Raw genomic sequence first — 19,368 nt, forward strand, 5'->3', positions numbered from 1 at the left:
GCCAGTTAGATCACGCCGTGAAGTAAGGCTCTGAGCTTGACAGTAACCCACTGAGAGGCCCCAGCCATGCCCCCGAGCCCCGCCCGCGCCGTCCCCGTCGCCGCGCTCGCCGCCGCCCTCGCCCTGACCGCCACCGGCTGCGGCGGCGGCAGTGCCACCGGCTCCTCCGCCGGCAGCCCGACCACACTCACCTACTGGGCCTCCAACCAGGGCACCAGCCTGGAGAACGACAAGCAGGTCCTGGAGCCCGAGCTGAAGAAGTTCGAGCAGCAGACCGGCATCAAGGTCACCCTGGAGGTGGTGCCGTGGTCCGACCTGCTGAACCGGATCCTCGCCGCCACCGCCTCCGGCCAGGGCCCCGACGTGCTCAACATCGGCAACAGCTGGTCCGCCTCGCTGCAGGCCACCGGCGCGCTGCTGCCCTTCGACGACGCCACCTTCGCCAAGGTCGGTGGCAGGGACCGCTTCCTGCCCGCCACCCTCGCCTCCGCCGGCGCCCCCGGCAAGGACCCGGCGGCGGTGCCGCTCTACTCGATGGCCTACGGGCTCTACTACAACAAGAAGCTCTTCCAGGCCGCCGGGATCGACCACCCGCCGGCCAGCTGGGAGGAGCTGGTCGCCGACGGCAGGAAGCTGACCACCGGCGGCCGGTACGGCATCGCGATCGAGGGCGGCAATGTCTCGGAGAACGTGCACCACGCCTTCACCCTCGGCAAGCAGCACGGCGCCGACTTCTTCGATGCCGGCGGCCACCCGCAGTTCGACAGCCCCGCCGCCGTCGCCGCCGTGCAGTCCTACGTCGACCTGATCGGCGCCGACCACATCGCCGCGCCCGGCAACGCCGAGTACGCCAACAACCAGTCCGTCACCGACTTCGCCACCGGCAAGGCCGCCATGCTGATGTGGCAGGCGGCGGGCGCGAGCCTGAAGTCCCACGGCATGGACCAGGCGGACTACGGCGTCGCCCCGGTGCCCGCCCCGGCGGCCGCCACCGGCACGCAGCAGACGAGCTCGATGGTGGCCGGGATCAACCTCGCCGTCTTCAGGAACAGCCACAACCTGGACGGCGCGTGCAAGTTCACCGCCTTCATGACCGGCGCCGAGGAGCAGAAGACGCTCAACAAGGCCTACGGCTCCATCCCGCCGGTCAAGGACGCCGGAGCCGACCCCGCCTTCGCCACCCCGGAGCTGCAGACCCTCTCCGACGTGCTCGCGCACCGGGCCCAGCCGCTGCCGCAGGTCGCGGCGGAGAGCCAGTTCGAGACCCTGGTCGGCACCGCCGTGAAGAACCTGCTCGCCGCGGCCGCCGCCGGCAAGCCCGTCACCGCCGACACCGTCAAGGCCGAACTCGCCAAGGCGCAGCAGCAGATGCCGGCGAACTGATGGGCGGCCTGCGCCGCCGCGCGACCCCGTACCTGCTGCTCCTGCCCGCCCTGCTGCTCGAACTCCTGGTCCACCTGCTGCCGATGGTCACCGGCCTGCTGATGAGCCTGCGCCGGCTGACCCAGTTCTTCATCCGCGACTGGACCGCCGCCCCCTGGGCCGGACTGGCCAACTTCCGTACGGCGGTGGACTTCCACGCCCCCGTCGGCCGGGCCCTGCTGCACTCGTTCTGGGTGACCTGCGGCTTCACCGCGCTCTCGGTCGGCCTCTCCTGGCTGATCGGGCTGGCCGCGGCCGTGCTCACCCAGGACGCCTTCCGGGGCCGGGGCCTGCTGCGGGCGCTCTTCCTGGTGCCGTACGCACTGCCGGTCTACGCGGCCGTCATCACCTGGTCGTTCATGTTCCAGCGCGACACCGGCCTGGTGAACCACCTGCTCCACGACCAGCTGCACCTCACCTCGGGGCGGCCGTTCTGGCTGATCGGGGACAACAGCTTCACCGCGCTGGTCACCGTCTCGGTCTGGCGGTCCTGGCCGTTCGCCTTCCTCACCCTGACCGCCGGGCTCTCGAGCATCCCGCGCGAGCTGTACGAGGCGGCGGCGCTGGACGGCGCCGGGGTGTGGCGGCAGCTGCGGGCGGTCACCCTGCCGGCGCTGCGGCCGGTCAACCAGGTGCTCGTGCTGGTGCTGTTCCTGTGGACCTTCAACGACTTCAACACCCCGTACGTGCTCTTCGGCCGCTCGGCGCCGGAGGCCGCCGACCTGGTCTCGGTGCACATCTACCAGGCCTCCTTCGTCACCTGGAACTTCGGCGCGGGCTCGGCGATGTCCGTCCTGCTGCTGCTCTTCCTGCTGCTGGTGACGGCGCTCTACCTGCTGGCAACCCACCGGAGGCGCTCCGATGACTGACCGCCCGGCCTCCTTCCGCTGGACCAGGCGGATCTTCCTCACCCTGCTGACCGCCTTCGCGCTCACCCCGGTGCTGGTGATGCTCAGCTCCTCGCTCAAGCCGCTGCAGGACGTGCAGGGCCCGTTCCGCTGGATCCCCAGCACGGTGACGCTGCGGCCCTACCTGGACATCTGGCACACCGTGCCGCTCGGCCGCTACCTGGTCAACTCAGCCGTCGTGAGTGCCGGTTCGACCGTGTGCTCGGTGCTGGTGGCGGTGCTCGCGGCCTACGCGGTGAGCCGCTACCGGTTCCGCGGCCGGCGGGCGTTCACCGTCACCGTACTCTCCACCCAGATGTTCCCCGGCATCCTCTTCCTGCTGCCGCTCTTCCTGCTCCTGGTCGGCATCGGCAACTCCACCGGCCTGCCGCTCTACGGCAGCCGGGGCGGGCTGATCCTGACCTACCTGACCTTCTCGCTGCCGTTCTCGATCTGGCTGCTCGCGGGCTACTTCGACGCCATCCCGAGGGACTTGGACGAGGCGGCGGCCGTGGACGGCTGCGGGCCGGTGCGCACCCTGGTGCGGGTGGTGGTGCCCGCCGCCGTGCCGGGGATCGTGGCGGTGGCGGTGTACGCCTTCATGACCGCCTGGGGCGAGGTGCTCTTCGCCTCGGTGCTCACCAACGACACCACCCGCACCCTCGCGGTCGGACTGCAGGGCTACGCGACCCAGACCGACGTCTACTGGAACCAGGTGATGGCCGCCTCGCTGGTGGTGAGCGTGCCGGTGGTCGCCGGGTTCCTGCTGCTGCAGCGCTACCTGGTCGCCGGGCTGACCGCCGGGGCCGTCAAGTGACCACCGTGGAAAGGCAGATCATGGACTTCGAGCTCCCGGCAGGCTTCCGCTGGGGCGCGGCCACCGCCGCCTACCAGATCGAGGGCGCGGCGGCCGAGGACGGCCGGGCCCCCTCGATCTGGGACACCTTCTCGCACACGCCCGGCAAGGTGGCCGGCGGCGACACCGGGGACGTGGCCTGCGACCACTACCGCCGCTGGCCCGAGGACATCGCGCTGATGGGCGAACTCGGCCTGGACTCCTACCGGTTCTCCATCGCCTGGCCCCGGGTGGTGCCGCTGGCCGACGGCCGGGTCAACCCCGCCGGGCTCGACTTCTACGACCGCCTGGTGGACGGACTGCTGGCCGCCGGGATCACCCCCTTCCCCACGCTCTACCACTGGGACCTCCCGCAGGCCCAGCAGAGCCGGGGCGGCTGGCCCGAGCGGTCGACCGCCGAGCGCTTCGGCGAGTACGCGGCGGCCGTCGGCGAGCGCCTGGGAGACCGGGTCACCCACTGGGCCACCCTCAACGAGCCGCTCTGCTCGGCCTGGATCGGCCACCTGGACGGCGCGATGGCTCCCGGCCTGACCGACCTGACCGCCGCCGTGCGGGCCTCCTGCCACCTGCACCTCGCGCACGGCCTGGCCGTCCAGGCGCTGCGGGCCACCGTGCCCGGCGCGCAGGTCGGCATCGTCAACAACCTCAGCACGGTCGAGCCGGCGAGCGACGACCCGGCGGACCTCGCGGCGGCCGTCCGCGCCGACGGGCACATCAACCGCTGGTGGCTCGACCCGGTGCTCGGCCGGGGCCACCCGGCGGACATGGTGGAGGTGTACGGCGTCGAACTGCCGCTGGGGGACGCCGACCTGAAGACCGTCGCCGCCCCGCTGGACTGGCTCGGCCTGAACTACTACTTCCGCCAGATCGTGGCCGCCGACGAGACCGGACCGGCACCGTACTTCCGCCAGGTGAGCGGCCCCGGGCCCGAGTTCACCGCGATGCCCTGGGAGGTGCACGCCCCGGGCCTGGAGCAGCTGCTGCTGCGGCTCACCCACGAATACGGCGCGCGGCGGATCTACGTCACCGAGAACGGCTCCGCGTACCAGGACACCCCGGCGGCCGACGGCAGCGTGCACGACCCCGAACGCACCGCCTACCTCGAGCAGCACCTGGCTGCCTGCGCCCGGGCGGTGGCCCAAGGGGCGCCGCTGGCCGGGTACTTCGCCTGGTCGCTCCTCGACAACTTCGAGTGGGCGTACGGCTACGAGAAGCGGTTCGGCCTGGTCCGGGTGGACTACCCGACCCAGCGTCGGACGGTCAAGACCAGCGGCCGGCGGTACGCGGAGCTGATCCGGGCGCAGCGGAGCCGTCACCCGCACTGACCAGCCGGGCGTACTCGGGGGAGCGGCACAGGAGTTCGGCATGGCTGCCGAGTGCCGCGCCCTCGCCGCCGAGCAGCAGCACCCGGTCGGCCCGGCGGGCCGAGGCGCAGCCGCAGGAGTTCGGTCAGCACCGGCCCGATACCGGTGCCGTCCTGCTGCAGGTACGGCAGCACCCGGGGGCCGTCGGGGAGGAGGACGCAGCGCGCCAGTTCCGCCTCCAGGGTCTGCTCGGCGCGGTCGAGCAGCTCGGTGTGGCCGGTGCGTTCGTGCAGCCGCAGCAGGGCGAGGGCCTGTCCGGCGCCGCCGAGCAGTAGCCCGATCGGGGCCTCGGCGGGGGCGGGCAGTTTGTCCTGCCGTTCGGCCAGCAGCTCGGCGGCGGCCAGTGCGTGGCCGAGCAGCTCGGGTGCGGTCCGGGCGAAGTGCAGCAGGGTGAGCACGGTGCCGGGCAGGCCGGCGGCCAGGTCGTTGCCCTGTGCCTCCAGTGGCAGCGGGAGGAGCTGGTCGAGGAGTTCACGCGCCTCGGCGGTGCGGCCGAGCAGATCGAGGGTGTAGGCCACGCCGTGGCTGCCGGTGTAGAGGCCGGGCCGGGGCGGGCGCCGCCGCTCGGCCGCCACCAGCCAGTCCAGGTGGGCCTGGTCGACCCCGGCGCCGGTGCTGTGGAGGGCGTACAGCACCCCGGCAGCGCCGTGTGCCAGCGAGAGCGCGTCCACCTCGAACTGGGCGATGTCCCCCGGGAAGAGGCGGTCGGTGCGCTCGGGCGTGGCGGCGGCCCGGATGCCGGTGGCCAGCGCCTCGCGCAGTGCGGGCCAGTCGGCCTCGAAGCTGCTCAACAGGCCGGTCAGCCGCTGGTGTTCACTCTCCTGCGGGGCGGCGTCGAGACCGTCGAGGATGCGCTCGGCGTAGCCGGGCGGGAGCGGGAAGCGCTCGGCGGCGGCCCGGGCCAGCTGTCCGGCCTTCCCCGGGTCGAGGGCCAGCAGCTGGGGGACGGGCAGGAACAGCCACAGCCGCAGGGCCGCCAGGGCCCGCAGGTCGACCGCCGCTCCGCTCAGGCCCGGTACGGCGAACCCGGCGGCGCCTAGCGCCGACTGGACGAACTCGTCGGCCGGGCTGGCCAGAACCGGTGCTCCCAGGAGGTGAGTTCGGCCAGCAGCCGGGGTACCTCGAGCACGCCGTCCAGGCGCCGGAGCATCTCGGCCTCGTGAGTCAGCCGGGCCACGGCGTCGGTGCCGCGCTGGTCGAGCCCCGCGTACGGGCGGGCCTCCTTGAGCACTAGCTGCTGCCCGGTCTCCGGGTCGCGGGCCAGGTAGATGCCGCCCGCGTTGGAGAAGTGCAGGGCCTGCTCCACCCGGTAGGGCAGGCTGTCGCCGCGCCGGGTGCGGCGCTCCTCCAGGGTGGCGGAGACGTGGATCTTCCAGCCCTGGTCCGGGAGTTGGACGCCCTCGGGCTGCAGACCGGCCCAGATGCCGCGGTCCCGCCGGACCCACCCCTGGGGGGCGGGCTCCTGCGTCAGGGCGAACTCCTCCGGGGCTCCCCAGCGGACCGGGGAGTCGTAGTAGTGCGGATCGGCGAAGGAGTACGCCTCGTACCGTGCGTCCACCTGGGACTCCTGGTCGTGAGAGCGGCGATGATTTGGCAACTATCAAGCAGTAAGCAGGAATTGACTGATCGTCAGCTCCCGACAGCTGGGGTGGCGCTGTTCCTCGCCGAGCATGGTGCAGTCTCGCCAAGGTCGCCAGAGGGGCCCTGGGGCATTGGCTGAATATGCCACCGGTACCGCCGCGGTCGGCGCGGCCGGGGGTGCCGGGAACTACGGGAATGCGCTGTGTGTCCACCCGCCTGCGCAGGGTCACCGCGGCCGACCCGGTCGGTGTGGCGAACGGCGGGGTGGTGACGGGGTGGTGCGCCGGATCGCGCCCCGGGGACGGTCGTGTCCGTACCACCGTGCGGTTCACGCGCCGGACGCCACACGGCCCCCCGGAGGCGGCCGGTGCGACCGGTCGGCAACATGACTGAAACCCGGCGGTTACCGGACGCAACCGGGCGGCCACGGAACGGCGGCGGTACGGCAGCGGTACGGCGGAGGGGGCGGCGTGGGCTCAGGCCGGAGGCGGCGGGCCGACCCGGTTGGCGAGGGCGACGGCGGCCACGGCGGAGTGCACGTCGAGCTTGAGCATCAGGTTCTGCACATGGGTGCGGACGGTGTTGGTGGAGAGGAAGAGCCGGCGGCCGATCTCCGGCCGGCTCAGGCCCGCGCAGAGGCAGCCGAGCACCTCGCGCTCACGGGCGGTCAGGGTGGCCAGCCGCTCGGCGCCTTCGTCCTGGGCCGAGCGCTGCGCGATCAGCTCGTCCACCACCCGGGTGAGCAGCGGCGGCGGCAGCCAGGTCTCGCCCCGCAGCACGCCCCGGATCACCACCAGCAGGTGCTGCAGCGTGCTGTCCTTGGGCACCCACCCGCGCACCCCTGCCCGTACGGCGGTGGTGACGAACCCGTCCCCGCGGGCACCGTCGCTCAGCACCACCAGCGGTACGCCGAGCCCGGTGCCCCAGTCGCCGTCGTGGGTGCCCCCGTGGTCCGTGCGGTGCGCGGCGGTCAGCAGGCCGATGTCCGCCACCACCAGATCGGCCCGGCCCGCGTCGGCGAGCCTGCGCGCCTCGGCCAGTTCGGTGACGGCGTGGGTGGTCAGGCCGACCTGGTGGAGGCCGGTGGCCAGTACCTCGGCCACCGTGCGGCGCCGGTCGGCGACCACGACCCGGACTGCGCCCGTCATGTCTTCGAGGCTGCCACGCCCGCGGGGGGCCCGCCACGGGTGGCCGGGGCGGGGGCGGTCTGTTTCCCTGAAGGGAGGACCAGACACCGCGGACAGCCGCGAGCGGCCCGGTGAGTGAAGGGAGGGCCCCTGGTGGTCACCGCCGAGCCCGCCCCGGGCAGACCACCCGCCCGGCGTCCGGCCGAGGCCGGGGGTGGTGCCACGGCCGGTGCCGGGCACGGCGAGGTCCGGGGGCCGGGCGGCTGGCCGGTGGCACTCGTGGTCGCCGACGCGGAGCGGCTGCTCGCCGACGCGCTGGCGCTCGCGCTGACCGGCCGGGGCTACCGAGTCCGGGCCACCGCCACCACCCGCGGCGGGCTGCTGCGGGCGGTGCTCGACCACCGGCCCGACGCCTGCCTGCTCGACCTGCACCTCAGCGACGGCCGGGCGCTGGACGTGGTGGACCAGATCCACCGCTCCGCCCCCGAGACCCGCATCCTGGCGCTCTCCCGGGAGGCCGACCCGGGGGTGGTGGAGATCGCCATCGAGGCGGGGGCCGCGGGCTACCTCAGCAAGGACCGGGGGGTCGACGCGCTGGACCGGGCGCTGCGGCGGATCCTGGCCGGCGAGCTGTTCGTGGAGGCCAACCTGGCCCTGGAGGCCCGGCAGGGAAGCCCCGCCACCGGCAGCCGGTCGCTTCGCTGGCTGACCCACCGGGAGCTGGAGGTGCTGCGGCGGCTCACCGAGGGCGACGGCACGGTCGAGATCGCCCGCGCCCTCGACATGACCACCAACACCGCCCGCACCCACGTGCAGAACGTCCTCGACAAGCTCGGTGTCCACTCCCGCCTGGAGGCCGTGGCCCTCGCCAACCGGCTCAAGACCGACCTGCGCAGCGGCTGAGCGCCACGCCGCCGGGGCGGCCGAAGTCTCAGGCCCTCCCCGGCGGGCGGCCCGGGCCGTCGGCGAGCTGCGCGAGCGTCTCGCAGACCCGGTCGACCTGGGCCTCGGTGAGGGAGGGGTGCAGGGGGAGCGAGAGCAGTTCCGGAAAGAGCGCGTCGGCGCCGGGCAGGCCCTGAGGGGGGCGCAGCGCCGCGCGGCGCAGGTAGCCGAGGCGGTGCAGGGGGATGAAGTGGACGGCGCTGCCGATGCCCTGCTCGGCGAGGCGGGCGACCAGCTGGTTGCGCCGCAGGGGGTAGCCGGGGCCGACCCGGACCACGTACAGCTGCCAGGAGTGCAGGCCCGGGAGCGGCGAGTCGGGCAGCACCAGGCCGGGCACGGTGCGCAGCCGGGCGGTGTAGCGGGCGGCCAGGCCCGCGCGGCGGCGTTGCCAGCCGGGCAGGTGGCGCAGCTGGGCGCGGCCGATCGCGGCGTGCAGGTCGGTGAGGTTGGCCTTCAGGCCGGGCTCCTCGACGGCGTACTGCCAGGCCCCGCCGGGCTGGTGGCGCCGCCAGTCGTCGGTGGACATGCCGTGCAGGCGGGCCCGGCGGCAGGCGGCGGCGAGGTCGTCGTCCTCGGTGGTGATCATGCCGCCCTCGCCGATCGGCAGGTTCGCGGCGGCCGCGAAGCTGAAGCAGGCGGCCCTGGTCAGCGCGCCGACCGGCCGCCCGCCGAGGAAGGTGCCGACGGCGTGCGCCGCGTCCTCCACGACCCGGTGCGGCGGCAGCCCGGCGGCCTCGCCCAGCTCGCGCAGGGGGGCCGGGGCGCCCGCATAGTGCAGGGCCATCAGCGCCTCGGGGCGCCCGAAGGCCCGGACGGCCCGGGTGACGGTCGAGGCCGAGGGCATCCCGGTGGCCGGCTCCACGTCCACCAGGAGTGGCCGCAGGCCCGCGTGCAGCACGGCCTGTGCCGCGCCGCAGAAGGTCAGGTCCGGCACCAGCACGAGCCCGCCCGGGGGCAGCCGCATCGCCCGCAGCGCGAGCTCGATCGCGGCGGTGCCGGAGCTGACCGCGACGGCGTGCCGCGCGCCCACCAGCTCGGCGAACTCGCCCTCGAAGGCCTGCGTCTGCGGGCCGGAGGTGACCCAGCCCGACTCCAGCACCACCCGGGCGGCCTCCCGGGCCTCCGGGCAGATCTCGGTGCGGACATACGGCACGGACAGGTCGTCGGCCGGCGGCAGCCGGACCGTGGTGACGCTGCGCGGTGCCCCGTTGCGACGGGTGGTGGTGATGCTCATCGGCGCCGTCCTCGCTCGGTCCTGGCCGGGCCCGGGCCCGGGCCCGCCCCTGCACCGAAGGTAGGCGGAGGCACGCGCGGGGAGATCCGGTGCGAGGACGAGTTCCGGTACGTCATCTGCGGATCGGCCCGTCACGGGGGCTTGCGGGTGGGTTAGGTTGCGCTGGGAGGTGGGGCGGGCGAGCAGCGAAGCCCACCGCGGGCTGTCCCAAGGCGTCGGCCGGACCGCGAGGTGCGTAGGCCGGGCCACTGGCGGTGGATGTCGCGCCCCTGCCGCTCCCTCGGCGCCCAGCTACGGATCTTGTCGGTGTCCGTCGGGCGCGCGGCGATCGGGCTGGTGCGGGCCGGCCCGGTCGCCGCTCGGCGCTGCTACGGGCGCGGGGTGCGGGTGCCGTGCACGGCGGTGTACTCGGCGGCCAGCCACGGGCCGAGGTCGTCGAGGAGCATCGGCAGGTCGACCGGGGTCGCGGCGGCGGCGCGGCGCAGCTGGTCGGCGCGCTCGGGGTAGTAGTGGCCGGACACCTCGGCGGAGTGGGCGAGATCGCTGGTCCAGCCGCCCCAGCGGGGCATCACCAGGGTCAGCGCGCTGCGCACCAGTTTGCGGCTGACGTAGCGGGTCATCTTCTCCGGTGCGACGGTGGCGAGTTGGGACTGCCAGCGGGGGAGGGCGAGAGCCAGGTCGCCGTTGGTCTCGCGGGCCAGCTCGGTGCTGGGGCGGTAGCGGGGCAGCTGCTCGGCGAGGTCGGGGCCGAGCAGCGGGGTGCAGAGGCAGGCGGTGAACCAGCCGAGGTCGTACCGCTCCGCCTCGCTGAGCAGGGTCTCGGCGCTGTGGAGCAGTACGCCGACGCCGTCGATCTGCGCGAACTCCCCGTCCAGGGCGGCCTGCAGGGCGTCGGCGGCGGCTCGGTCGGCCGGGGTGGGGGTGTGGCGGAGGGCGAGCAGGAGGTCGAGGTCCGAGACGCCGGGCCGGGCGGTGCCGCGCGGGATGCTGCCGTAGAGGTAGCCACTGTGCAGCCGCTCGCCGAAGGCCTCGGCGACCGCCGCGCGGGCGGTCTCGACGACCGGGGCGAAGACGGGCGTGACCTTGGCGAGCGAGCCCTCACGGGCGAAGCAGCCGTCGGGGTCGGTCCCGGTGACGGCGGGCTGGCGGATCTTCATGAGGACCAATCTGCCAGGCCCCGGGAAACGGCGGGTGTGCGGGGCCCGGCAGACCGGTCGTCCAGGTCAGGACGTGGGCATCAGGACGGTGTCGACGATGTACACCGTCGCGTTGGCAGTCTGGACGTTGCCGCAGAGCACCTTGGCGTTGGAGTTGACGGTGAAGTCCTCGCCGGAGCCGGTCACGTTGACTTCACCGCCCTCGAGCGTCTTGTGGGCGCCGGGCAGGGCGGTGGGCGCCAGCCGGGAGGGGCTGACGTGGTAGGTGAGGATCTTGGTGAGCTTGGCCTTGTCGGCCAGTACGGCGGCCAGGGTGTCCTTCGGGATCTTGTTGAAGGCGTCGTTGGTCGGGGCGAACACGGTGATGTTCTGCGCCGAGTTGAGGGTGTCCACCAGCCCGGCCTGCTTCACCGCGGTGACCAGGGTGGAGAGCAGCGGGTTGTTGGAGGCGGCGGTGGCGACCGGGTCCTGGGCCATGCCCGAGAAGCTGCCCGCGCCGTCCTTCGGCACCGCCGCGCAGGCCGCGCCGAAGGGCTGGTCGCTCATCGGCGAGGCGCTCGCGGCGGCGGAGGAGGTGGCCGAGTTGCTACTGCTGCCGCCGCCGGACGAGCACGCCGTCAGGCCGGTGGCGAGGACGCCTGCCGCGAACAGCGTGGCGAGGGTCTTGGTGCGGGTGCTGGACATCGAATTGCTCCTGTTTCGAGGGTGGTTGATGGCAAGGGGGTGCCGTCAGGACGGCGTCGGAGAGGTCTCAGGTGACGGTGACGACGGTGCTGTGCCAGCCGGTCGCCCCGGCGGGGAAGGGAGTCGTGCGGGCCTCGGGCTGGACGGCGCCGGTGCCGTCGGTGGCGCGGACCTCGATCCGGTGGGTGCCAGGGCGGGCGTTCGCCCACTCGTAGCTCCACTGCCGCCAGAGGTCAGGGCCTGCGTCGGCCGCGAGCCGCGCCTCGGCCCAGGGCCCCCCGTCGAGGCGCACCTCGACGGCGGCGATGCCCCGGTGGGTGGCCCAGGCCGTCCCGGCCACGGTGACGGCGCCGGCGGGCACCCGGGCGAACGGCGCCGGGACGTCGATCCGGGAGGCCGTCCGGACCGTCCCGGTCCGGTCCCAGCCTCGCTTGACCCAGTACGGGTCGTACGCGGCGAAGGTGGTCACCTCCAGGTCCACCAGCCACTTGGTGGCCGAGGTGTAGCCGTAGAGGCCGGGCACGACGGTACGGCAGGGGAAGCCGTGCGCGACGGGCAGCGGTTCGCCGTCCATGCCGACCGCGAGCAGCGCCGTCCGGCCGTCCAGGACGGACTCCAACGGGGTGCCGATCGACATGCCGTCCTTGGAACGCCCCACCAACTGGTCGGCCCCGGACCGCACTTGGGCCTGTCGGAGCAGCTCCGGCAGCGAGGCGCCGAGCCAGCGGGTGGTGGAGACGTACGGGCCGCCGACCTCGTTGGAGACGCAGCTGAGGGTGTGGTCCAGCTCGGTGAGGGGGCGGCGCAGCAGCTCGTCGAAGGTCAGCATCAGCGGGTGGTCGACCAGGCCGCGCACGCGCAGGGCCCAGTCGCGGGGGTCGATCCTCGGCAGGGTGAGGTCGGTGTCGACCCGGTAGAAGTCGGCGTCGGGCGTACGGAAGGGCGGCAGTCCCGGGACGGCCGGGTGGGCGGCCGGGATCGGCCGGGCGGGCACGGCCGGGGCCGGGAGACGGACGGCCGCGCGGGCGGCGGAGACGTCGTACCGGCTGTCGGCGAGGCGGCGGCCGCCGTAGCCCGCGAGCGCGGCGGCGGCGAAGGTGCCGCCGGTGGCGAGGAGCACCGTGCGCCGACCGGGCCCGGCGGGCGAGGCCGCGACGCTGGGCGCCGCCCGGCGGCGCAGCCGGGTGAGCAGGAGCAGGGTCGCGGCGCCGACGGCTCCGGCGACCAGGGAGGGGAGGGCGTCCGACCGCGTCGCGGTGGGGCGGGAGAGTGCGGCCCAGGTGCCGAGCACGGCGAAGAGCAGGAAGAGGGCGGCGCCGAGCCGGGGGCGGCGGGCGGCGATGATCCCGGCCACGGCGGCGAGCAGGATCATGGTCAGGTAGATGCCGCCGAGCAGCACCGTCTTGTCGTGGGTGCCGAAGGTGCGGACGGCGTACTCCTTGAGCGGAGTCGGCGTCAGGTCGATGGCGGCGGAACCGACCGCGACCACGGGGGCGCTGTCCGGCCCGATGAGCGCCGCCGCCAGCTCCCCGGCGCCGACCGCCGCTGCGGCGGCCGCCAGCCCGGCCGTCGCGTACCCCGCCGCACGCGTCACGGCGTCACGGCGGCGGGGGGTTCGGGTCTCGGTGCTCACACCCCGTCTTCGGAGCGGCCGGGCGGCCGGATTGGTCGGTGTTCAGGCGGTGCGGCCGGTGATCCGGTCGGCCATCGCGTTGAACACCACGGAGTGGAAGGGCGCGACGGACCACCAGTAGGCGTGCCCGGCCAGGCCGTGCGGGTGGAAGAGGGCACGCTGGCGGTAGTGGGTGCGGCCCTCGGGGGTGGGAGTGACGGTCAGTTCGAGCCAGGCCAGGCCGGGCAGCCGCATCTCGGCGCGCAGCCGCAGCAGCCGCCCGGGCTCGATCTCCTCGACCCGCCAGAAGTCCAGCGCGTCGCCGACCCGCAGCCGGTGCGGGTCGCGGCGGCCCCGCCGCAGGCCGACCCCGCCGACCAGCCGGTCGAGCAGGCCCCGGACGGCCCAGGCGAGCGGCAGCGAGTACCAGCCGTTGTCCCCGCCGATGCCCTCGACCGTCCGCCAGACGGTCTCCGGCGGGGTGTCCACGGTGCGCTCGCGCACGTCCTGGTACAGGCTGCCGCCCGCCCAGTCCGGGTCGGTGGGCAGCGGGTCGCTCGGCGCGCCCGGGACGGAGGCGGAGGACCAGCGGGTGGTGACCTCGGCGTCCCGGATGCGGCGCAGGGCCAGGTGCAGCGCCTGGTCGAAGCCGATCGGCGCGGGGCCGGGCAGCAGACCGTCGATGTCCTGTTCGCCCCGGACCACCTCGTGCCGCAGCGACTCGACCAGCGGACGGGCCAGCGCGTTCGGCACCGGGGTGACCAGGCCGACCCAGTGGCTGGAGAGCCGGGGCGTGAGCACCGGCACCGGGACGATCACCCGGCGGTGCAGGCCGGTGAGGCGGGCGTAACGCTGCATCATCTCCCGGTACGTCAGCACCTCGGGCCCGCCGAGGTCGAAGGACCGGTCGGTCTCCGGCGGCAAGCCGGGCCCGCCCGGGTGCTCGGGGAGCGCGGCGGCCTCGGTGAGGTAGCGCAGCACGTCGCGGACGGCGATCGGCTGGATCCGGGTGTCCACCCAGCTGGGGGTGACCATCACCGGCAGGCGCTCGGTGAGGTAGCGCAGCATCTCGAAGGAGACCGAGCCGGAGCCGAGCACCACGGCCGCGCGCAGCTCCACCACCGGCACACCGCCCGCGCGCAGGGCCCGGCCGGTCTCGGCGCGCGAGCGCAGGTGCGGGGAGAGCCGCTCCTCGGGCACCCCGCGCGGGGTGAGCCCGCCCAGGTAGACGATCCGGCGGCAGCCCGCCCTGGCCGCCGCCTCGCCGAAGGCGCGGGCCGCGGCGCGGTCGGTCTCCTCGAAGCCGGGGCCGGTGGCGAGCGAGTGCACCAGGTAGTAGGCCACCTCGACGCCGTCGAACGCGCCCTCGAGGGTCGCCGGCCTGGTCACGTCGGCGGCCACCGCCTCGACCTCGGCCCGCCAGGGGAGGTCCCGCAGCCGGGACGGGTCGCGGACCAGGCAGCGTACGGAGTGCCCCGCTGCCAGCAGCTCCGGCACCAGCCGGCCGCCGAGGTAGCCGGTCGCGCCGGTGACCAGGCAGCGGCGCGGGGCGGTGGAGGCCATGGTTGCTCCTGGGACGCGGGAGAATGATCGGGATTCCAGCGTGCACCAATCCGGCCCGTGAGCGGCTCCGAATGGCGGGTGTCGGCGGGCTGGCCGCCGGGTGGTCCACTCGTGGAGGTTTGCCATGCCTGCCGTCCGTCCGAACGGCGTGGGGGAGGTGGCGGGGTGAGTACCGTCGTGCCGCTGCCCACGCCGCGCTGGCGTGGGCCGGAGCTCAAGGAGCTGGTCGCCAAGGTCGCCTTCGGGGACCACGACGCCTTCGGGCGGCTGTACGACGCGGTGGCCGGGCCGGTGTTCGGGCTGGTCCGGCGGGTGCTGCGGGATTCGGCGCAGTCGGAGGAGGTGACCCAGGAGGTCATGCTCGAGCTCTGGCGCACCGCCGCGCGCTACCGGCCGGACCGGGGCGAGGTGCTCCCCTGGGTGCTGACCATGGCGCACCGGCGGGCCGTCGACCGGGTCCGCTCCGCGCAGGCCGCCGCCGACCGGGACCAACTGGCCGCCGCGCGGTCGCACACGCCCGTCTTCGACGAGACCGCCGAGCAGGCGGAGGGGCGGCTGGAGCGGGAGCAGGTCCGCCGCTGTCTGCGCACCCTCACCGAGCTGCAGCGCGAGTCGGTGACCCTGGCCTACTACCGGGGGTACTCCTACCGGGAGGTCGCCGACATGCTCGGCGCGCCGCTCGGCACGGTCAAGACCCGGATGCGGGACGGACTGATCCGCCTCCGCGACTGCCTGGGGGTGGGGTCATGAGCACGACGCCCGATCTGCACACGCTCAGCGGTGCTTACGCCGCCCATGCGCTGGACGCGGCCGAGCGGGAGGGCTTCGAGCGGCACCTGGCCCGGTGCTCGGCCTGCGCGGGGGAGGTCGCGGAGTTCGCCGAGACGCTCGCGCGGCTCGGGGCGGCGGAGGCGGCCGCGCCGCCGGCCGGTCTGAAGGAGCAGGTGCTGGCGGCGCTGCCGGAGGTGCGGCAGCTGGCGCCGGTCGCCGCGGTCTCCCCGGCCGGGGCGCGGCGGCGGTGGCCCGCCCGGCGATGGGGCCGGTTCGCGCTGGCGGCCTCGGTGGCCGGGGCGGTGGGGCTCGGCGGCCTCGCCGTGCAGCAGCACCGCGAGGCCGACCAGGCCCGCGACCGGGCGGCCGCCGCCCAGGCCGCCGCCTCGGCGTCGGCAGCCTCCGCCGCCCGCTTCGCCGCCCTGCTCGCGGCGCCGGACGCCCGGACGGTCAGCGCCCGGGACGGCGCCGGCAGCGGCACCGTGGTCTGGTCGCCCGCCCGCGGCCAGGCAGCCTTCCTGGCCGCCGGACTCCCACAGCCGAAGGCCGGCACCACCTACCAGCTCTGGTACGACGACGCCGGCACCATGCGGCCCGCCGGCCTGCTACCCGGCGCAGGCGGATCGGTCCTCCTGACCGGCGCCATCGACGGCGCATCGGGCGTCGGCGTCACCCTGGAGCCGGCCGGCGGTTCCCTCCACCCGACCGGCCGACCGGTCATGCTCCTCGCCTTCGGCTGACGGCCGCACTGGGTCGTGGTCCTCCCGGCAGCTGACCAATCCGTCCGGCGAGCGGCTCCGAATGACCGGTGTGACGCGATACGAGAGCAGTGGCAGGGTCGCCGTGGTCGGCTCCGGGGTGGCGGGGCTGACGGCGGCGTACGAGTTGCGGCGGGCCGGGGCCGAGGTGGTGCTGTTCGAGGCGCAGGGGCGGCTCGGAGGGCATGCCCACACGCAGCGGGTGACGGGCGCGGACGGGCGGGCGGTGGCGTTGGACACCGGGTTCCTGGTGCACAACCAGCGGACGTACCCCCGGCTGACGGCGCTGTTCCGGGAGCTGGGGGTGCGGACCAGGCCGAGCGAGATGAGCATGTCGGTGCGGTGCGAGGGCTGCGGCCTCGAGTATGCGGGGGCCCGGGGGCCGGCCGGGCTGCTGGCGCGGCCGGACGTGCTGCTGCGGGGGCGGTACCTGCGGATGCTGGCGCAGGTACCGGTGTTCCACCACCGGGCCCGGCGGCTGCTCGCGGATCCGGGGAGCGGGGAGCCGACCCTGCGGGAGTTCCTCGCCGAGTGCGGCTTCGGGCGGTACTTCGACGCGCACTTCGTGACCCCGCTGGTGGCCGCCGTCTGGTCCTGCGCCCCGGACCTCGCGGGCGACTACCCGGCCCGGTACCTGTTCGCCTTCCTGGACAACCACGGCCTGCTCGGCGTCACCGGCTCACCGACCTGGCGCACCGTGGTCGGCGGCTCCGCCACCTACGTGGAGCGGATCGCCGAACGGCTGAGCGCGGTGCACCGGGGCGCCCCCGTCCGGGCGGTGGTGCGGCACGCCGACGGGGTGACGGTGACCACCAAGGACGGCGCCACCCACGAGGCGGCCGCCGTGGTGATCGCCACCCATGCCGACCAGGCGCTCCGGCTGCTCGCCGACCCGACCGCCGCCGAACGCGAGGTGCTCGGCGCGTTCCGGTACTCCCGCAACCCCACCGTGCTGCACCGGGACGCCTCCCGCCTGCCCCGGGCGGTCTGGGCCCGCGCCTCCTGGAACTACCTGATGCCGAGCTGCACCAACAACTCCCGCAACGTCCAAGTCAGTTACCACCTCAACCGGCTGCTCGGCCTGGACACCCCGGAGCAGTACCTGGTCACCCTCAACGAGCCGCGCACCCACCCCGTGCCGCCCGAGGCGGTGCTCTCCCGGACGGTCTACGAGCACCCCGTCTACACCGCCGAGACCCTCGCCGCCCAGCGCCGGCTGCCCGAACTCGCCACCGGCAGAACGGCGTTCGCCGGGGCCTACCACGGCTGGGGCTTCCACGAGGACGGCTGCCGCTCGGGGGCGGAGGCCGCCGCCGCGCTGCTGGGGCCTGGCCGGACCGTGCTGCCGGCCAGGCAGGCCCCAGGCTCCGCCGCCCGCACCACGGAGGTGGTGCCATGAACACCGCCCTGCCCGGCCCCTGGGGCGCGGCGCTGTACGAGACGACGATCGGCCACGCCCGCCGCACCCCGCTGAGCCACGCCTTCACCCACCGCACCTACCTGTGGCTGGTCGACCTCGACCACCTGCCGCCGGTGCCCGCCGTGCTGCGCCCGCTGGCCCGGTTCCGCGCGAAGGACCATCCGGGGTCCCACGAGATGACGCTCCGTCAGAATCTGGACACCTACCTGGCCCTGGCGGGAGTGGAGCTCGAGGGCGGCCGGGTGCTGATGCTCACCCAGGCCCGCTCGCTCGGCCACGTGTTCAACCCGCTCACGGTCTACTGGTGCCACGACCCGGCCGGGCGGCCGGTCTGCGTGGTCGCCGAAGTGCACAACACCTATGGCGGACAGCACCGTTACCTGCTGCGCCCGACGGCCGACGGCTGGGCCGACGCCGACAAGGAGTTCTACGTCTCGCCGTTCTTCCCGGTGGACGGCCGGTACCGGATGCGGCTGCCCGAGCCCGGCGCGCGGCTCGACCTGACCATCCGGCTCGAACGCACCGACGGCCCGGCCTTCACCGCCACCGTGCGCGGGGTCCGACGTCCGGCCGGGGCAAGGGCGTTGCTGGCCGCCGCACTGCGGCACCCCGGCGCCACCTTCGCCGTCAGCATGCACATCCGATACCAGGGTATCCGACTGCTGCTGCGCGGCCTGCCCGTCCAGCCACGCCCCGACCGGGAGAAGGTGGACCAGCCATGAGCACCCGTACCCTGACCGAACTCCCCACCACGGTGGACCCGTTGCGCTGGCCCGACGTCGCCCGGGTGCCCCGGGTGCCGCTGCGCGCGGCGGTGGCGCGCAGACTCCTGCACCGGATCGCCCGCCGGCGCGGCATCGACGTGCGGCTTCCCGACGGCCGCAGCCTGGTGCCCGTCCCGCCGGGGAGCCCGGTGCTGCGGCTGTACCGGCCGGAGACCTTCTGCCACCGGGTCGGCGCCGGCGGGCTGATCGGCTTCGGCGAGTCCTACCAGGCCGGGGACTGGGACGCGCCCGACCTGGTGGGCCTGTTGACCGTGCTCGCCGCCGCCCCGGAGCACCTGGTGCCGGGGTGGGCGCAGCCGCTGCGCCGGGTGTACGTCCAGCGGCCCCCGGCGGCCGAGCGGGGCAGCCGGGAGCAGGCCAAGGGCAACATCGCCCGGCACTACGACCTGTCGAACGAGCTCTTCGCGCTCTTCCTCGACCCGACCCTGACCTACTCCTCGGCCGTGTTCCCGACCGGTGCCGACGGCTGCCCGCTGGCGGACCGGACGGGTCTGGCCGCCGCCCAACGCCGGAAGATCGACCGCCTGCTCGACCTGGCCCGGGTCGGCCCCGGCACCCGCCTGCTGGAAATCGGCACCGGCTGGGGCGAGTTGGCCCTGCGGGCGGCCGCCCGGGGTGCCGAGGTGGTCAGCCTGACGCTCTCCGAGCAGCAGCTCGCGCTGGCCCGCCGCCGGATCGCCGCCGCCGGGCAGTCCGGCCGGGCCGAGGTGCGGCTGTGCGACTACCGGGCGGTGACCGGCCAGTACGACGCGGTGGTCAGCGTGGAGATGATCGAGGCGGTCGGCAAGGAGTACTGGCCGAGCTACTTCGCCACCCTGGACCGGGTGCTGGCCCCCGGCGGCCGGGTCGCGCTGCAGGCGATCACCATGCCGCACGAGCGGATGGTCGCCTCGGGGGAGACGTACACCTGGATCCTCAAGTACGTCTTCCCCGGCGGGCTGATCCCCTCCGTCCGGGCGATCGCGGAGACCGCCGAGCGGGCCACCACCCTGCGGCTGACCGCCGCCGCCAGTTTCGGGCCGCACTACGCCGAGACACTGCGGCTGTGGCGCGAGCGTTTCACGGCGCGCGGCGAGGAGGTCGCGGCGCTCGGCTTCGACGAGGTGTTCCGGCGGATGTGGCGGCTCTACCTGGCGTACTCCGAGGCGGGGTTCCGCACCGGTTACCTGGACGTGCGGCAGCTGCTGCTGACCAGGGAGGCCTGA

General features: G+C 74.6%; 19 protein-coding genes. 11 read left to right on the plus strand and 8 right to left on the minus strand.

The features are described from left to right. Positions 1–66 precede the first annotated feature (66 nt). Genes ABT095_RS24865 through ABT095_RS24880 form a run of 4 tightly spaced genes read left to right on the plus strand, consistent with a single transcriptional unit; the run spans position 67 to position 4,490 of the window. Positions 67–1,383 carry an ABC transporter substrate-binding protein gene (locus ABT095_RS24865; RefSeq protein WP_350531697.1) on the plus strand — a complete coding sequence of 439 codons (1,317 nt, stop codon included), beginning with the start codon at positions 67–69 and terminating at the stop codon, positions 1,381–1,383. Then, a complete protein-coding gene (locus tag ABT095_RS24870) occupies positions 1,383–2,291 on the plus strand; it encodes a carbohydrate ABC transporter permease (RefSeq protein ID WP_350531698.1) in 909 nt (302 codons plus the stop codon). The genes ABT095_RS24865 and ABT095_RS24870 overlap by 1 nt, the downstream gene beginning before the upstream one ends. Further along, entirely contained in the window at positions 2,284–3,126 is an 843-nt protein-coding gene (locus ABT095_RS24875) for a carbohydrate ABC transporter permease (RefSeq protein WP_350531699.1), read from the plus strand. The genes ABT095_RS24870 and ABT095_RS24875 overlap by 8 nt, the downstream gene beginning before the upstream one ends. Before the next feature lie 20 nt (positions 3,127–3,146). Then, the gene (locus tag ABT095_RS24880) at positions 3,147–4,490 is read left to right on the plus strand and encodes a GH1 family beta-glucosidase (protein ID WP_350531778.1); all 1,344 of its coding nucleotides are present in this window, start codon (positions 3,147–3,149) and stop codon (positions 4,488–4,490) included. On the opposite strand, the gene ABT095_RS24885 is transcribed toward ABT095_RS24880, so the two are convergent. Beyond that, positions 4,478–5,320, minus strand: a complete 843-nt coding sequence (locus ABT095_RS24885) for a hypothetical protein (RefSeq protein WP_350531700.1) — start codon at positions 5,318–5,320, stop codon at positions 4,478–4,480. The two genes, ABT095_RS24880 and ABT095_RS24885, sit on opposite strands and share 13 nt — an antisense overlap. Before the next feature lie 18 nt (positions 5,321–5,338). Between ABT095_RS24885 and ABT095_RS24890 the strand changes: the two genes are divergently transcribed. Further along, positions 5,339–5,569, plus strand: a complete 231-nt coding sequence (locus tag ABT095_RS24890; RefSeq protein ID WP_350531701.1) for a hypothetical protein — start codon at positions 5,339–5,341, stop codon at positions 5,567–5,569. Here the strand turns inward: ABT095_RS24890 and ABT095_RS24895 are convergent. Both ABT095_RS24895 and ABT095_RS24900 read right to left on the minus strand, forming a co-directional pair. Then, a complete protein-coding gene (locus ABT095_RS24895) occupies positions 5,566–6,087 on the minus strand; it encodes a class III lanthionine synthetase LanKC N-terminal domain-containing protein (RefSeq protein ID WP_350531702.1) in 522 nt (173 codons plus the stop codon). The two genes, ABT095_RS24890 and ABT095_RS24895, sit on opposite strands and share 4 nt — an antisense overlap. A gap of 499 nt (positions 6,088–6,586) precedes the next feature. Continuing rightward, positions 6,587–7,258 (minus strand): LuxR C-terminal-related transcriptional regulator, encoded by a 672-nt coding sequence (locus ABT095_RS24900; protein ID WP_350531703.1) that lies wholly within the window; start codon positions 7,256–7,258, stop codon positions 6,587–6,589. A gap of 132 nt (positions 7,259–7,390) precedes the next feature. Between ABT095_RS24900 and ABT095_RS24905 the strand changes: the two genes are divergently transcribed. Further along, on the plus strand, positions 7,391–8,140 hold the full coding sequence (locus ABT095_RS24905; RefSeq protein ID WP_350531704.1) for a LuxR C-terminal-related transcriptional regulator: 750 nt from the start codon (positions 7,391–7,393) through the stop codon (positions 8,138–8,140). 28 nt (positions 8,141–8,168) lie between these two features. Here ABT095_RS24905 and ABT095_RS24910 read toward each other — a convergent pair whose 3' ends face one another. From ABT095_RS24910 to ABT095_RS24930, 5 genes are all read right to left on the minus strand, one after another. Next, entirely contained in the window at positions 8,169–9,413 is a 1,245-nt protein-coding gene (locus ABT095_RS24910; RefSeq protein ID WP_350531705.1) for a DegT/DnrJ/EryC1/StrS family aminotransferase, read from the minus strand. 368 nt (positions 9,414–9,781) lie between these two features. After that, complete coding sequence (locus tag ABT095_RS24915; RefSeq protein WP_350531706.1) at positions 9,782–10,570, minus strand: nucleotidyltransferase domain-containing protein; 789 nt, start codon at positions 10,568–10,570, stop codon at positions 9,782–9,784. 66 nt (positions 10,571–10,636) lie between these two features. Continuing rightward, positions 10,637–11,254 carry a fasciclin domain-containing protein gene (locus ABT095_RS24920; RefSeq protein ID WP_350531707.1) on the minus strand — a complete coding sequence of 206 codons (618 nt, stop codon included), beginning with the start codon at positions 11,252–11,254 and terminating at the stop codon, positions 10,637–10,639. 67 nt (positions 11,255–11,321) lie between these two features. Further along, positions 11,322–12,887, minus strand: coding sequence for a molybdopterin-dependent oxidoreductase (locus ABT095_RS24925; protein WP_350531708.1), 1,566 nt, complete (start codon positions 12,885–12,887; stop codon positions 11,322–11,324). A gap of 42 nt (positions 12,888–12,929) precedes the next feature. After that, positions 12,930–14,429 (minus strand): SDR family oxidoreductase, encoded by a 1,500-nt coding sequence (locus tag ABT095_RS24930; protein ID WP_350531709.1) that lies wholly within the window; start codon positions 14,427–14,429, stop codon positions 12,930–12,932. A gap of 183 nt (positions 14,430–14,612) precedes the next feature. Between ABT095_RS24930 and ABT095_RS24935 the strand changes: the two genes are divergently transcribed. The 5 genes from ABT095_RS24935 (at position 14,613) to ABT095_RS24955 (ending at position 19,368) form a co-directional block, all read left to right on the plus strand. Continuing rightward, positions 14,613–15,179 carry a sigma-70 family RNA polymerase sigma factor gene (locus ABT095_RS24935; RefSeq protein ID WP_502884996.1) on the plus strand — a complete coding sequence of 189 codons (567 nt, stop codon included), beginning with the start codon at positions 14,613–14,615 and terminating at the stop codon, positions 15,177–15,179. Next, positions 15,176–15,940 (plus strand): anti-sigma factor, encoded by a 765-nt coding sequence (locus ABT095_RS24940; protein WP_350531711.1) that lies wholly within the window; start codon positions 15,176–15,178, stop codon positions 15,938–15,940. Before ABT095_RS24935 ends, ABT095_RS24940 begins: the two co-directional genes overlap by 4 nt. Before the next feature lie 61 nt (positions 15,941–16,001). Next, positions 16,002–17,357 (plus strand): NAD(P)/FAD-dependent oxidoreductase, encoded by a 1,356-nt coding sequence (locus ABT095_RS24945; protein WP_502884994.1) that lies wholly within the window; start codon positions 16,002–16,004, stop codon positions 17,355–17,357. Continuing rightward, the gene (locus ABT095_RS24950; protein WP_350531713.1) at positions 17,354–18,100 is read left to right on the plus strand and encodes a DUF1365 domain-containing protein; all 747 of its coding nucleotides are present in this window, start codon (positions 17,354–17,356) and stop codon (positions 18,098–18,100) included. The genes ABT095_RS24945 and ABT095_RS24950 overlap by 4 nt, the downstream gene beginning before the upstream one ends. After that, the gene (locus tag ABT095_RS24955; protein WP_350531714.1) at positions 18,097–19,368 is read left to right on the plus strand and encodes a class I SAM-dependent methyltransferase; all 1,272 of its coding nucleotides are present in this window, start codon (positions 18,097–18,099) and stop codon (positions 19,366–19,368) included. The genes ABT095_RS24950 and ABT095_RS24955 overlap by 4 nt, the downstream gene beginning before the upstream one ends.

The sequence above is a fragment of the Kitasatospora sp. NPDC002227 genome (assembly GCF_040296285.1).
In the GTDB taxonomy this organism is placed as follows: domain Bacteria; phylum Actinomycetota; class Actinomycetes; order Streptomycetales; family Streptomycetaceae; genus Kitasatospora.

Coding starts and splice junctions, on each gene's coding strand:
- ABT095_RS24865 (WP_350531697.1), top strand. CDS start 67: ATGCCCCCGAGCCCCGCCCGCGCCGTCCCCGTCGCCGCGCTCGCCGCC.
- ABT095_RS24870 (WP_350531698.1), top strand. CDS start 1,383: ATGGGCGGCCTGCGCCGCCGCGCGACCCCGTACCTGCTGCTCCTGCCC.
- ABT095_RS24875 (WP_350531699.1), top strand. CDS start 2,284: ATGACTGACCGCCCGGCCTCCTTCCGCTGGACCAGGCGGATCTTCCTC.
- ABT095_RS24880 (WP_350531778.1), top strand. CDS start 3,147: ATGGACTTCGAGCTCCCGGCAGGCTTCCGCTGGGGCGCGGCCACCGCC.
- ABT095_RS24900 (WP_350531703.1), bottom strand. CDS start 7,258: ATGACGGGCGCAGTCCGGGTCGTGGTCGCCGACCGGCGCCGCACGGTG.
- ABT095_RS24910 (WP_350531705.1), bottom strand. CDS start 9,413: ATGAGCATCACCACCACCCGTCGCAACGGGGCACCGCGCAGCGTCACC.
- ABT095_RS24915 (WP_350531706.1), bottom strand. CDS start 10,570: ATGAAGATCCGCCAGCCCGCCGTCACCGGGACCGACCCCGACGGCTGC.
- ABT095_RS24920 (WP_350531707.1), bottom strand. CDS start 11,254: ATGTCCAGCACCCGCACCAAGACCCTCGCCACGCTGTTCGCGGCAGGC.
- ABT095_RS24930 (WP_350531709.1), bottom strand. CDS start 14,429: ATGGCCTCCACCGCCCCGCGCCGCTGCCTGGTCACCGGCGCGACCGGC.
- ABT095_RS24940 (WP_350531711.1), top strand. CDS start 15,176: ATGAGCACGACGCCCGATCTGCACACGCTCAGCGGTGCTTACGCCGCC.
- ABT095_RS24945 (WP_502884994.1), top strand. CDS start 16,002: ATGACCGGTGTGACGCGATACGAGAGCAGTGGCAGGGTCGCCGTGGTC.
- ABT095_RS24950 (WP_350531713.1), top strand. CDS start 17,354: ATGAACACCGCCCTGCCCGGCCCCTGGGGCGCGGCGCTGTACGAGACG.
- ABT095_RS24955 (WP_350531714.1), top strand. CDS start 18,097: ATGAGCACCCGTACCCTGACCGAACTCCCCACCACGGTGGACCCGTTG.